A 13,781-nucleotide genomic window follows, 5' to 3' on the forward strand; every position below is an offset into this window, starting at 1 on the left:
AGCCAACCTCACAAACAGAAGAAGCTGTCGGCAAAGACCAAGTCATGCACACCCCAGAGAAGTGCATCTACGCGGTCATCGCGACGACCGTTGATGCCGCTGAACTTGGACAACTGGGCCTCGAGCTTCGGGAAGGTGCCCACCAATTCGATGCGCCCCGTCTCAGCCAGCGCGCTCACCGGCTCGGCGCGCTTGGACTTAGCCTCGCGGGCGCGGACGGGCTTCACGTTGACGTGGACGCCCATCTCGGAGGCCACCGTCTGAATCGTCGTCTCCACCATCTCCCCGCCCGAGTTCACCTCGGCCACCAGGGCGTCGCAGCCGAAGGCGAGGTACTCGCGAATCGCGGCGGCGGCCCACTCGCGCGGCGAGCCCCGGAGGCTGGCGTCCTTGAGCACCGAGACGCGCTTGAGTGACGCGCCGTCCGTCCCGACAAGCGGACTGTTTCTCACGCCCTGGACGATGATGCCTGTCTCGTCCGAGCCCGTCTCGCTTGTGGGCGCGGGGTCCACGGAAACGATGCGCCTGTCCAACGCATGCGCGTACTCGTGAGCATCCGCCTCCACGCGGCCCCACCGTGCCGAGCCGAAGATGGCCCCTGGCACGTCCATCAGCAGCTTGCCGAGGACTTCCTGTTGGCCCCAGCGCGTGTGCATGAGGGCCTTCATGGTGGCCACGGCACTGGGCGCCAGGTTGGCGCGGTTGGCCAACGAGGAACCCGTCCGCAGCACCACGCCAGGCCGAAGCGCCTTCGTCTCCGCATCGGAGAAGAGAAGCTCCTCCAGCTTCTTCAGCGGGCGTGGAGTCCCCGTCAGGAGCAGCTGGGGCGGGTTCGCAGCGGTGCCAATCCGCAGCACCATGGGGAGCTGGTCCAGCGCCGCCATCTCATGCTTCCAGCTCGCGGGCTCATCGCCCCAGGCCCAGCCGCAGTTAGGGCCGCGCAACCGGTCCGGCTTATCCGCCGAGTAGCAGATGGCATAGACGCCATTGGGCCACGTGACGCGCCGTTTGCTGGGCTCGTACACCGGCATGAACCACGGAGGCGACAGGGCGAGGATGCCGCTGGAGCCGCGAATCATGGTGTCGCGCACGTCCGCCGCCGTGGGGCCGATGAGCGCTCCAATCGTCTTCGCCTCGCGGGCCTTCTGAATCACCCACCGCGCGCCCGACCATGTCTTGCCGAAGCCGCGCCCGGCCAGGATGAAACACGTGGTGAACGAGGCCGGCGGCATCTGCTCGCGGCGCGCCCAGAAGTCCAGGTCATGAACGAGCGTCTCCACTTCGGGATGGGTGAGCCGACCGAAGAGACGCGCGATACCCTGGCGGGTGCGAGCCTGTTTCACCAGGAACGCGGCCGGGGACTCGTCGGGGGCGAGGTGGTCCACCAGCACCGAGAAGCGCGAGCACCGAGTGTCACGAGACATGGCCGGCCCCTTCGTCCGTGTCGGTGGAGCTGAAGGCGCTCGCGTCGGGCTCGGGCGCGTCCGGCAGGAAGCGGCCCAGGCGCTCCATCAACAGCTCGCGGAGGGCCTTCTCGTCGGCGGCCTTGTCCTCTGGCGCCTGCACCTCGACGTTGTCGCGCCTCCCGTAGAGGTCGGGGAATCGACGCGAGAGAAGCCACTGGACGTGCTTGGGGTTGTGAGACGCGGCGGCCTGGAGCATGTCCGTTGCCCCCGCCATGAACTTCGCTTCCGCCTCGTTCACCGAGAGGAAGAAGTCTCGGTACAGGCCGCGTTGTTCTCCGGCGCCTCGGTGATACCAGCGCGAGAGGGTGTGCTCCTCGACGCCCACGAGGCCGGCAACGGCACGACGGAACAGACCGCGCTCCAGGTGGGCGCAGATGTCAGCCTGCAACTCGGGGGTGAGCTTTGTTGGACGAGCCATTCATCCCCTTCAATGGGGACGCTTTCCGCGACTGGTCCGAAGTTCTCTTCAAACTTTTGTTCGTCGAGCCGAACAAAACCCGAGAGGGGCCCTGGCGTTTTCTTGAAGTTTTTCAAGCGTGGGGGTCCGCCGAGCAAGGCAGGAACGGGCCCACCGTCCAAAATCCGGACCCGGGGGGCTCGCTAAGTCCAGCTACAGGTTTTGCATGTGGGACAAGATCTCACCGAGCGACCTGGGCGAGCCGCGCGTTGCACGCCGCGACATCCGCGCAGGACACCCGCCAGACGCGCGAGAAGGCCCCGCCCTCGCACGTTTCGGTGACGTCGAGCCATCCCCTGCCCTTGCGCACCACGAAGCCACAGAGCGAACACCGGGCCGCGTACCTGTTGCGGCGCAGCTCCGGTGCCCTGTCCGCACACGCGAGGTGACGCGGGCCTGTCGCCAGCTCATAGGCGATGCGCTCGCCCTCCAGGATGGGCGCACCACACGCCGCGCACGGCCCGCCCTTCCTGGCGACGAGCACCGGCATCAGTCCTCCTCCTCCACCAGCCGGCGGCGCAGCTGCCCACGGGCGCGAACCAGCAACGCATCGAGGCGCCAACGTGGCGCACCCCACTCGCGCGCCAACTCCCTCACGCTCTGCTTGGGACGCCCGAGGCCATGGACGCGCACCACCACTTCGCGCAGCTCCGGCTCCATCTCGGCCAGCGCGAAGTACAGGCGCGCCACTTGCTCGCACGTGGAGAGAAGCTCATCCACGGACATGAACTCCCTCGCTTGCGCCACGTCATGGGCTTCCATCACCGAGCCCGGCAACGCTTCGTCCGGCTCGTCGCGGCTGATGACCTCCACCGGCATCACTGCCTTGCCGCTCCGAGTGCGCCCGCGCTGGGCCGCGCCCGAGGGACGGACATCCGCCGCATGAAGACGGACGTGCTCGCGGAGGACACGCCGCGCGCGCCACGTGGCCCACGACACGAAGCACTGGCTTCCCTTCTTCTCGGGCAGGTACGTGCCCAGAGCCTTAAGGACTTCGATGCTCGCCACCTGGACGAGGTCATCCACGCCCACCGAGCCCCGGGACTTCGCGAAGCGCCGCGCCAACGTGCGCAGCACTGGCTCCATGCGGAGCAACAACTCGCCGGACAGACGCCGCGCCGAGAAGTGCGCGCCCTCTTCCCGCAGCCGGAGTATCTCCAGCGCCAACCCCTCCACCACGACCGTCACAGAGGACGGTTCGTCTCGCCCGTGAGACGAATTCAGCGTGCGACTTGCCTTGGCGCTGCGGCCTTCCTCGGGCCGCTGCCATGGGTGCTTACCACGGCACTGCATAGACTCCCCTTTCGACATGCGACAGGCGCGAAACGACGCGACACTGAAGCAAGGGAAGCGGCGAGGTTGAGCAAGATGCCTGCCATTTCACCACCAGCGCGGATGACTTCGCCCAGAGCGGGCTCACGCCGGGTAAGACTGAAACATCCCCGAGACGCGTCAGCGCGCGACACCTCGACGCGGAGGGCGCGGACGAAAGGCGAGCTGCATCTGTCGCATGAAACAACGAGGGGCTGACATAATGGCCCGGGCAAAGGGGCGCGGCGGAGCGGAGTGCCATCACCTACTTCAATGGGGACGCTTTCCGCACGTGGCTCACGAAACAATGCCGCCGATGACTCCCGTCGGCATGGGCTCGGCCCTCACCGGCTCAAGCCCAGTCCTCACACACTCATCACTCCTCTTATCCTTCTCTTCATAGAGAGAAAGAGAAGACTAGAAGCCGCGCGTGCGCGCGTATCCTGTATAGGGTTATAGGAGCTGGAGCCGTTCGTGTGGTGCATGTGTGTCGGCATGTCACGCATGCACGCCGGCTTCTGAACCACGCGCAGAAAGCGTCCCCATAAACGTGGAGGGAGGCCCCATGACGCCCGTGCAGCAACACGGCGACACGGCTCACACCTCCACGAAAGGACGCTTCACCCGTGAAAGTCGCCTTCTATGAGTCTTCCCAGGACAACGTGCCGCGTGTCGAGGACATCAGCTGGCCGCAGCTCCGTGCCCTCCTCACCACCCACCGCCGGAGCCAATGCCCTCAGTCGCCCTGCCCGAGCCGGTGCCCCGCCAAGAACGGCCCCGCCTGGAGCCCCGTCGACATCTCGGAGAGACGGCGCAACGAGAACGTGCGCGCGGTGACGCTGGCCGTTTTCGACTTGGACCACCTCACCGCCGAGCAGCTCTCTCCGCTGGATGAGCTGGAGCGCGACGGCTACGCCTTCGCCCTTCACTCCACGCACAGCCACCGCCCCCCGGATTACTGCCTGCGCCTCATCCTGCCGTTGAGCAGGCCCGTGCTGCCGCGCGAGTGGCCTGCGGTGCGAGCCGCCGCCCTGGCCCATCTGCGCGTCCCCGCCGACCCCGCGACGAAGGACTTGTCACGCCTCTACTACCTGCCGGACGCACCCGAAGGCTCCGAGCCCTTCGCGGAGAGCATGGACGGGCGCCCCCTCGACGTCGACGAGTTGCTTGCCTCTGCGCGCGCTGGGCTGCCCGTCACGCCCCTTCCTGCGGCACCGTCCGCGCCGGTGGACACGGCCTCCAGCTCCACGGACATGCACCACCTCGGCACGCTGCTGCGGCGCCACGCACGCCCCGAGAACAAGGCGCTCATCGGTCGCGTGCTTCGAGGCCAGCCCCTCGCGCTGCGAGGAAGCCAGGACACCACCCTCCAGCAGCTCATGAGCACCGTGGCCTTCTGCCTGCCCACTGACACGCAGGACGAAGCCATTGTCGAGCTTCTGCGGCCCTGCTTCGCCGCTACGGACTGGGAACAGGGCACCGAGCACCTCATCTCGGAGGCACTGAAGAAGCTGCACCGCGCCCGTGCCCGGAGGTTGGAACGCGACGCGAAGCGCCTCGTCGAGCACCAGGCACTCTGGGGGCGCCTTGGCATCGCAACTCGCGCCATCACCTCCACCGCCGAGCTGACTCCTACCGATGAAGGACAAGCGGACCCGGATGAATGGATGAAGCAGCTCGTCACCTATGAGACGCGCGAGGAGACACGACTGCGCAACCTGGAGGCGAACATCTACACCGTCCTGCTCTACGCCCCCGAGTGGCGCGGCGCGCTGCGCTTCAACGAGGTGACGAAGGAGCTTGAGCTGTCAGGTGGCCCGCTGCGCGCGGATGTCCGCACTGATGAGCTGGACAGCGAAATCGCCGTCTGGTTCCAGAACAGCGAATACGGCCGCCTCGGCCTCAACCCCAAACCCTCCCATGTGCGCGAAGTCCTGCGGATTGTCGGGCGGCAGAACGCCTACGACCCGCTGCGTGACTACCTGGAGGGTCTCGTCTGGGACGGCAAGCCGCGAATCGACACCTTCCTGGAGCGCTACCTCGGCGCAACGGGAGACACCGAGCACCTCCGCACCATTGGCCCCAAGTGGCTCATCAGCGCGGTGGCCCGCGCACTGCGTCCGGGCTGCAAGGTGGACACGGTGCTTATCCTCGAAGGTCCCCAGGGACTCCAGAAGTCCACGGCCTTCCGCATCCTCGCGGGCGAGTGGTTCAGCGATGCGCCGCTCGACATCGGCAACAAGGACTCGGCCGCGCTCGCCTCCCAGTTCTGGATTCAGGAGTTGGCCGAACTGGAGACGGTGCGGCGCGCCGCCGACGTCCAGGGACTCAAAGCCTATGTTTCGCGCAGCGAGGACATCTATCGGCCTCCTTATGGCCGGGTGACGGTGCGCACGCCGCGCCGCTGCGTCCTCGTGGGCACCACCAACAGCGAGGAGTACCTGCGCAATGACCCCAGCGGTTACCGTCGCTGGTGGCCGGTGCGCTGCACCTCCATCGACATCGCGGCACTGAAGCAGGACCGCGCGCAGCTTTGGGCGGAAGCCGTGGTGCGCTTCCACCAGGGCGAGCAATGGTGGCTCACCGAGGAGCAGGCCGAGCGCGCCGAAGTCCAGGCCAAGGAGCGCAGCGAGACGCCCAACGACGGGAAGCGGGATGCCATCGTCCAGTGGCTCATGCGGATGCCGCCGGCCCGGCGCCCCGTGGAGGTGCCACTGCTCCAGGTGGCCGAGGAGGCTCTCAATCTCGCCAAGGGGCAGCTCAACGCGGCAACGGACAGAGAGATTGCGGGCGTCCTGAGAGACCTGGGCTTCCGCAACCGGGTTCAGAGCGTGGCAGGTGTGCGGCGGCGCGTCTGGGTCGTGCCGGAGATGCTGCGCACACTCCCCGAAGAAAAGCCCCCTGTGAGTGGGGCCCGTCCGTCAGCTTGATCCGGAGCGCCTCCCTTCTGGCTCCCCATCCTCCACCAAGGATTGGGAGCCCCTGTGGAACGTTTACGAGCATTGCCCCAACGCGAGCAGGTTGTCGTTCCACTTACCATCTGCGTAAGTCCGGAGATACGAACCTGTCGGACCATCCACCACCCCCACGTCAGCTCGGTTCCCGTTCACAAGTGTGTAGAAGGTATTTGTCTTGGCGCGAATCGAAGCAATGACATCGGCAGTGGGCCACTTCCAAGAAGCCCCTCCGACATGAGTGATTGCCTCGTTGCCGCTCTTTGACTGCCCCAGGGTAATGCACGTTATCTGCACATCAGGAACCGTGGACATGTTCACCGCCTCTTGAGTTCGGGTTTGCACTTCAACCCCTAACTCAGATGGTGGACACGGCCTATACCTCCGCAGAGGTATATACGTGGCGCCATTCAAGGCCCATCACGCTAATGCTGCCCCCATTGAACTGGGGTGAGCACCTGTGCCAGCAAACCGACCGAGAGCCCCCGTCGTCGCGCCGTGGACGGGGGCGTCCTCAATTTCCTCTCTGTCTCTCAGTTGAAGCAGTTCAACCTGTGTACGCGCCGCTGGTACTTCGCCAAGGTGCTGCGTCTGCCCGAGCCCGAGACGAAGGCGCAAGCCCTGGGCGTCGAGGGGCACGCGCAGTTGGAGCACTACCTCCGCACGGGCGAGGACGTCCTGGGCGACGTCGCGCGGGCGGGGCGCCATCTCATTCCAGCTCCGGGCGCGGACCTCCTGGTTGAAGAGTCCTTCGGCACGCCTTCGCCCCTGTCGGCGGACGGTGTCCCGTTCATCGGGCACATCGACCTCATCAACCCGCGCCGACTTGCGGAAGGCGTGCTGCGCGTCACGGACCACAAGTTCTCGTCCAACGTGGCGCGCTACGGGGCGACGCCCGCGCAACTGGTGGACGCAAGCACCGAGGCCGGCTTGCAGATGGTGGGCTACGGCGTCTGGGCGGCCCTCTCCGACGCGCGCTTCCCAGGTGTCCGCGTGCTGGAGCTGGAGCACCTCTACTTCCAGACGCGCGGCGCGAAGCGTGCGGCGAGTGTGCTGGCCTCGGTGAGCGTCGAGCACGTCACGCGAGAGTGGACAGAGAAGGTCGTCCCCATGGTGCGCCGCATGCGCGAGGTGGCCCGCGCCATGCGCACCGCTGACGCGCCGCCCAACTTCAGCGCCTGCGAGAAGTACGGCGGGTGCCCCTTCAAAGCGCAGTGCATCTCCGGAGAACGCACCATGTCCCTGTTGAACCGCTTCATTCCCAAGCCCCAGTCCCCCGACACTGCCGCGCAGCTCCCGCTCACCGTGCCCCACCAGGTCATCCCCCAGCCGCTCGGGACGTGCGACAGGTGCGGCGAGACCCTGACGCCGGAGAACACCAGCAAGCTCCGTTCGGGCGAGGTGCTGCATGTGTCCTGCCCTGGTGCCGAGGTGGCCGCCGTACTGCCTCCGGACGCGCCGCCCGCATCGCCCACCATGGCCACAGACGCCGCGCCGAAGCGCCGTGGACGCAAGCCGAAGGTCCTGGACGTCCCGGTCACCACGCCACACGTCGAGCACCAGGCGCCCTCCGACAGCTCACCGTCCGCGCCGAGCCCCCAGGGAGAACGCCTGTGCCTCTTCGTGGACTGCGTGCCCAACATGCCCGCCGCATCGCTGTCCGAGTACGTCGCGAAGGTGGCCGCCCAGGTGAGCGAGGCCGGAGGAGTGGCGGACCTGCGCTTCGCTGGAGCGGAGAGCACGCTGGGCTTCGGCAGGTGGAAGGGCGCTCTCTCCATGGCCATCCGCAACGCGCCGCCCGCGCCGGGCGCCTACGCCGCCCTCGGCCTTGCCCACTCGGAGCTGCTGCAACTCGCCGTCGAGGCCCTGGAGCCCTTGTGCGGCCCTGGTGACTTCGTGCGCGGCGCTCGCTGAAGGGGCTCGAGATGCGGCTACTTGAACGACTGGGCGTCACGCCCACGCCCTCCAGCCCCACGCCGCCCGAGGAGCGCGCTCCGGTCTACGGGCGCTCTCCCGTAGGCTACTCGGCGGACCTCGGCCGCATTCTCGCCCTGCCTCGGCGCAGCCTCGCCACCGCGTACACAGCGTCGGACATCGAGGCGATGGAGACCCAGCTACGCGCGCCACCCGGCCCGTGTAGCTGCGCGAGCATGTCCCCGCCGCGCCCCTGCCCTACGCGACTGCGACGAGTGCAGGCGCAAGCACTGCTGGAGGCACCGCGCGTCGGCGGGCTCCTCGCGCCCATCGGCACGGGCCACGGTAAGGAGCTGACAACCTTCCTCATGCCCATGGTGATGCCGGGCTGCCGGGTGGCCGTCCTCTTCATCCCCTCCAACTTGCTGCCTCAGTTCCACGACGAGTGGAGCTACTACGGCGCGCACTGGAGGCTGCCCAACCTCGCGGGCGGTAGGTGGTTCCGCGTGGGTCTGCCGGTGCTCCACGTCGTTTCGTACAACAAGCTCTCCAGCCAGGAAGCGACGAGCCTCCTGGAGCGCATCCGCCCGGACCTCGTCATTCTCAATGAGGCGCACAACCTCAAGGACCCGAAGTCCACGCGCACGGGCCGATTCCTCCGCTACTTCGAGGAGCACCCACGGACGCGTCTCGTGGCGCTGTCTGGCACCTTCGCGTCCAAGAGCATCAAGGACTACGCGCACCTGTCGCGCCTGGCGCTCGGTGAGGGCTCACCCTTGCCTCTCGCACACCGCGTCGTCGAGGAGTGGGGAACGGCCCTGGACCCAGGCAAAGTGGTGGCGCATCCGGGCGCACTGGAGCGGCTTTGCGAGCCGGGAGAGCACGTGCGCGAGGGCTTCCAGCGCCGCCGCAACGCGACGCGCGGCGTGGTGGCCACGGAAGAGAGCGCCCTGGACAAGCCGCTCATCATCCGCCCGCGCTACCCTGGGCCCGTGCCCGCGCAACTCCTCGCCTTCATCGAGCTAGCGCACGCGGGAGAGCGTCCGGACGGGGAGCAGTTCCAGGAGCAGCTCCAGTCCGTGGCCTGCGCTCACCAGCTGTCCGCCGGCTTCTTCCACCGCTGGCGCTACCCGAGGGGCGAGCCGCCGGAGCTGATTGAGAAGTGGTTCGCGCGGCGCAAGGCGTGGAACAAGGAAGTCTGGGAGGAACTCAAGGGCGAGCGCCGCGAGCACCTGGACTCACCGGGGCTGCTCACCAAGGCCGCCATCCGCGCGCACATGACGCCGCCCTATGAGGGCGACAAGCCCGTCTGGCACGCGGGGACGTGGTCGGAGTGGGCGGAGATTCATGCCTCCGTACAGCCCGAGCCCCAGGCCATTTGGGTGTCGGACTTTCTCGTGAAGGACGCGGCCGAATGGGCGCGTTCGCAGGTGGGAATCGTCTGGGTTGAGTACCCGGAGCTGGGCGAGCGCATCGCCAAGGCAGCGGGCGTCCCATTCTATGGCGGGGGGAAGGCAGCGTCCGAGGCCATCCTCCGTGAGACGGGAAAGCGCTCCGTGGTGGCGAGTATCAAGGCACACGCCACGGGGAAGAACCTTCAACAGTTTTCCCGAAACCTCGTGGTGACACCGCCCTCGGACGGAGCCACCTGGGAGCAGCTACTCGCACGTACTCACCGGCCCGGCCAGTTGGAGCCATGCGTCGAGGTAGAGGTGTGCCTCCACACGCAGGACTATGTTGAGGCATTCGCGACTGCACAAGAACGAGCACGGTTCATCAAACAGACGGACGGACAGCCTCAAAAACTACTACTCTCTCCAACACGCTTCACGCCCCACTCAAAGACCTGAGTATTTTCAAGTACGCATCCCTAACTGCCATGGCAATCAATGAAGCGAGAGGCTCAATATTGCCCCTATCGGCCCTGCGCAGCGACTGGCTATATCGATGACGCCCCTTTGCATCGGCCTTCAAATATACAATCGGATGCCTTACCGACAGAATTAGATTCATCACAGCCCGGGAAATTCTTCCATTCCCATCCTCATACGGATGAACCTTCGTAAACCTGTGCGAAAATCTCGCAGCCATCAGCATGGAATCATACGAAGCCAACACCTCAGCCAACCTTGGGAACTCCCCACAAAACTCAGCCATCAAGTCGGGAACCATAGACGACGGAGGAAAGACAATCTCCGGATTCCCCACATGAACAGGAACCCGCCTGAAGACACCACACTTTCTTAACGGAAGCACTCCCATCATCAAAGTTCGATGAAGGAAATGAATATGCTCAATCTTCATAGGTCTACCGAGAACACCAACCTTGTCCTTCATCAATACACGCAAATACTCACCAAGTTCCTCAACGCCACCTGTCATCGGTGCCTCAATCCTATCCCTACTCCGAAGCGCCTCCGCCGCCATTGCATTCAACTCATCAATCACCTCCCGAGAGGGACTCGGGCCAGACTTCCCCCTCCAGCCATCGCGAAGTTCTTGGAAGAATTTAAACAACAACGCCAGTAGCCATGTCCCAATCTCTTCGCGCACCAAGCCCATGTGATAATGCATCACAGATAGATTGTATGCGGCCAACTCCTCTGGCGAGACTCCAGCCCTCCTCACCCCAGCCACCGCCACTCGATGATTCCTCAACATGGAATCCATATCCAAGTGGGGTCCAGTCGAATGGTCGATCTTGTCAAACGCCTCAACGGCAAGCACTGCCGTTCGGCCTTGCTCCAGATAGATACCTTCCTGCCAGTTGCTTTCGAACACAATCCTCGCAACCGCGTCGCGATTATAATCCGACAGAACCTGATCAGGGTTCCTTCCGAGCGCAGAACAGCGTTCTTTGAACATCGTCCTGAGTTTATCCACCTCGTCATTAAGAGCATCGTAGTTTTTATACCAGACCTTTGACTTCTCCTGTCCCATGCAAACCCCCGATTCAGCAGGTCAACCAACAGTTTCCACAAGATCATAGGTATCCCATGGGAGGTAGACCAAATTTCATCTACTATTTCCTGTTGGCTGAATCGACCGGCAGACGAGCCACTCCCGGAAAGCGTCCTCATAAAGGGAGGTGAGGACGTCCTTTCGGCGTCCCGCCACCTGACTGGCAACACGGGACATGAGCAACGCAGTACTCGCAAGAATCGCCACCGCCCACGCCGCTCTCGGCGCGCATTAAGGCCGGTCGCTACCTGCACCCGTGAAGCTGGAAGTAGGGTAGCCCGAACTTCAGTGCGCCTGGGTGTCGTACTTTCTCAAGGACGCGGCAGAACAGGCCCGCGCCCACGTTGGAATCGTCTGTGTCGAGTACCCAGAGCTGGGCGACCGCATCGCCAAAGCGACGTGTGGACGCCCTGCGGAGGGCAAGGCGGCGTCCGAGGCCATCCTCCGAGAGACGGGAAGACGATCCATCGTGGCGAGCATCAAGGCCCACGCCACGGGGAAGAACCTCCAACAATTCTCCCGAAACCTCGTGGTGATGCCGCCCTCGGACGGGGCAACGTGGGAGCAGCTACTCGCACGCACGCACCGCCCTGGCCAACAGGCATCATGCGTCGAACTGGACGTGTGCCTCCACACTCAGGACTACGCCGCTGCGTTCATCACGGCACAAGAGCGAGCAAGGTTCATCCAAGAGACCGAAGGACAGCAACAAAAGCTTCTCGTTGCACCACCCCCTCACTCATCCTAGCATAACCGCGCAGCACTATCGCGGCCCAACACTCTCTCAACTCTAAACAATGCCCAAACGACCCACCAGCCTCAAGCCGACTTCCTTAGCCTCGAAGTTCAAACTCGGCTCGATATGCCTCAATTGCGCCAAGCACCCACGCCTTAAGCGCTTCATAGAATCCCATGGACAGCTAGGACTTCGATGCGACACCTGCGGACAAACCACCACAGTGGCATCCATGCGGAGGCACACCCGAAAGCTTGCAATGACGATTCGCGGACTAATCCGCCTCCACTACTCAGAGTGGGAATACAATCCCCATTGGGGAGGCGACAGCATCACTGAGCTTCTCCTAGAGGAGAACCCCATCATAAACACCCAGACGGGCAAACCAGATTCAGCAGAGAGAGATAACGCTGAAACATTCATGGACGAGCTCCTCTCCACCGACACCTATCCAAATCCAGGCAAAGGTATCTCAATTTTCGGAGGTTATTATGATGGAGTGCGCGCCGCCCCAAAAATCGCACTCACAACCCACCAATCTACGATGCTGGCAGGAATAATATTAGTCCTCAAAAAAGAGAACCATTTTGCGGTCGAACCCACATTAAACAAACTCATCAAGAGGTTAGGGCCCGACATCAAGGGATATGTCGCCAAAGGCACAATACTATACCGGGCGCGAATTGGAATATCGAAATCGTATCAAAGCCTTGAGGGCATGGGCTGGGCCGCCAAAATCAGACGACGCCCTCTTCAGGGCGCACAAATTGCCGCGCCACCTCCACCAGTTGCCACGGCGGGACGAGTCAATCGAGCAGGCGTCTCATTTTTCTATCTCTCGTCTGACGAAACCACTGCGGCAGTGGAAGTAAGGCCTCATCCGGGGCATCACATCTCAATCGCAGGATTCAAGGCTAACAAAAGACTACGAGTTGCCGACTTCGGGCATATCGACATTTCCAAGTACGTCCATAGCGAAGAAGACCTACGCCTCTTCCATCTCGCATACTCAATCGACAAATCCATGAGCATGCCCATCACCCCCGAAGAGCGCAGTCAATACATTACAACCCAGTTAATCGCCGATCTCGCACGACGCCAGGGCTTCGATGGGATTAGATTCCGAAGCTCAGTGGGCAAAGGCGTAAATATCTGCATATTCAATCCCAGCCATTTTGATGAACTCCCCGCTCTTGGCAAGGTGCTATTCGTAAAAAGCCTCTCGTACAGCCTCGACAACGTCGACACTATCTTGACGCCAACGGAGCATGACGTGGAGTTCGACTGAATCATTCGCATCCCGAAATCCCCGTTCGGCATATTGGTTGGGCCACTCCCGGAAAGCGTCCCCATAAAGGAAGATTAGGACGTCCTTTTGACGTCCCGCCACCTGACTGGGATCACGGGATATGAGCAACGCAGCACTCGCACGAATCGCCACTGCCCAGGCCGCCCTCGGCGCGCAGTACCTCAAGGCCGGCCGCTACCGCCTGGAAGTGCAGTCCATCCGCACCAAGGACGGCTTCAAGGGCCTGTCCGCCATCGCTGAAGTGAAGGTGGTGACGTCGGAGCGGACCCAGCCCAACACCGAGCCCACGCGGCCCGGCCTCGTCACCAGCTACGTGGAGAACCTCTCCGACGCGAAGAAGAACGGCGGCGGGCGCTTCAAGGCTTTCCTCATGGCCCTGGCCGGTGCCGAGGAGCACGAAGTCTCTCCGGACTTCATCGCCAAGTTCACTGAGGCGAAGCAGGCCGGCGCCTTCCTCCTCGTGGACTGCGACGTCTTCCCCAAGACGCTCCCGGAGAAGGACGGCAGGCCCGGCAAGGTCATCGAGGGCTACCGCTGGAGCAACGTGAGCCCCACGGACGCGGAGCTGGTCGCCATCGAGGCCAAGCGCGCCGCCGCGAAGCTGCCGCCGCTCGCTGACGCCCTCGGCTGACGTCCCCTCCACCTCTGGACTTCTTGGCGCTCTCCCAAGGGC

At 64.0% G+C, this 13,781-nt stretch carries 11 protein-coding genes; 5 read left to right on the forward strand and 6 right to left on the reverse strand.

The annotated features are described in order from the left end of the window. Positions 1–8: 8 nt before the first annotated feature. The 4 genes from HUA78_RS00075 to HUA78_RS00090 all read right to left on the reverse strand — a co-directional run bounded on the left by HUA78_RS00075 (position 9) and on the right by HUA78_RS00090 (position 3,111). Positions 9–1,424 (reverse strand): terminase large subunit domain-containing protein, encoded by a 1,416-nt coding sequence (locus tag HUA78_RS00075; RefSeq protein ID WP_174475405.1) that lies wholly within the window; start codon positions 1,422–1,424, stop codon positions 9–11. Further along, complete coding sequence (locus HUA78_RS00080) at positions 1,414–1,884, reverse strand: hypothetical protein (RefSeq protein WP_254623509.1); 471 nt, start codon at positions 1,882–1,884, stop codon at positions 1,414–1,416. Before HUA78_RS00080 ends, HUA78_RS00075 begins: the two co-directional genes overlap by 11 nt. A gap of 220 nt (positions 1,885–2,104) precedes the next feature. Then, positions 2,105–2,413, reverse strand: a complete 309-nt coding sequence (locus HUA78_RS00085; protein ID WP_174475406.1) for a hypothetical protein — start codon at positions 2,411–2,413, stop codon at positions 2,105–2,107. Then, entirely contained in the window at positions 2,413–3,111 is a 699-nt protein-coding gene (locus tag HUA78_RS00090; protein ID WP_174475407.1) for a sigma-70 family RNA polymerase sigma factor, read from the reverse strand. The genes HUA78_RS00085 and HUA78_RS00090 overlap by 1 nt, the downstream gene beginning before the upstream one ends. A gap of 749 nt (positions 3,112–3,860) precedes the next feature. Here HUA78_RS00090 and HUA78_RS47615 point away from each other — a divergent pair. Further along, on the forward strand, positions 3,861–6,164 hold the full coding sequence (locus tag HUA78_RS47615; protein WP_174475408.1) for a virulence-associated E family protein: 2,304 nt from the start codon (positions 3,861–3,863) through the stop codon (positions 6,162–6,164). A gap of 63 nt (positions 6,165–6,227) precedes the next feature. Here HUA78_RS47615 and HUA78_RS00100 read toward each other — a convergent pair whose 3' ends face one another. Next, positions 6,228–6,503 carry a DUF3892 domain-containing protein gene (locus HUA78_RS00100; protein ID WP_174475409.1) on the reverse strand — a complete coding sequence of 92 codons (276 nt, stop codon included), beginning with the start codon at positions 6,501–6,503 and terminating at the stop codon, positions 6,228–6,230. 183 nt (positions 6,504–6,686) lie between these two features. Here HUA78_RS00100 and HUA78_RS00105 point away from each other — a divergent pair, with 183 nt between their 5' ends. Beyond that, complete coding sequence (locus tag HUA78_RS00105; protein ID WP_371745504.1) at positions 6,687–8,102, forward strand: PD-(D/E)XK nuclease family protein; 1,416 nt, start codon at positions 6,687–6,689, stop codon at positions 8,100–8,102. Between the two features lie 11 nt (positions 8,103–8,113). Beyond that, on the forward strand, positions 8,114–9,952 hold the full coding sequence (locus HUA78_RS00110) for a DEAD/DEAH box helicase family protein (RefSeq protein ID WP_174475411.1): 1,839 nt from the start codon (positions 8,114–8,116) through the stop codon (positions 9,950–9,952). On the opposite strand, the gene HUA78_RS00115 is transcribed toward HUA78_RS00110, so the two are convergent. Then, positions 9,930–11,042, reverse strand: coding sequence for a Fic family protein (locus HUA78_RS00115; RefSeq protein ID WP_174475412.1), 1,113 nt, complete (start codon positions 11,040–11,042; stop codon positions 9,930–9,932). The two genes, HUA78_RS00110 and HUA78_RS00115, sit on opposite strands and share 23 nt — an antisense overlap. Before the next feature lie 989 nt (positions 11,043–12,031). Between HUA78_RS00115 and HUA78_RS00120 the strand changes: the two genes are divergently transcribed. Both HUA78_RS00120 and HUA78_RS00125 read left to right on the forward strand, forming a co-directional pair. After that, positions 12,032–13,087 (forward strand): RES family NAD+ phosphorylase, encoded by a 1,056-nt coding sequence (locus HUA78_RS00120; protein WP_217442311.1) that lies wholly within the window; start codon positions 12,032–12,034, stop codon positions 13,085–13,087. A gap of 121 nt (positions 13,088–13,208) precedes the next feature. Then, positions 13,209–13,739, forward strand: coding sequence for a hypothetical protein (locus HUA78_RS00125; RefSeq protein ID WP_174475414.1), 531 nt, complete (start codon positions 13,209–13,211; stop codon positions 13,737–13,739). The last annotated feature ends 42 nt before the right edge of the window (positions 13,740–13,781 follow it).

Source organism: Myxococcus sp. CA033 (assembly GCF_013336625.1).
Classification (GTDB): Bacteria; Myxococcota; Myxococcia; order Myxococcales; family Myxococcaceae; genus Myxococcus; species Myxococcus llanfairpwllgwyngyllgogerychwyrndrobwllllantysiliogogogochensis.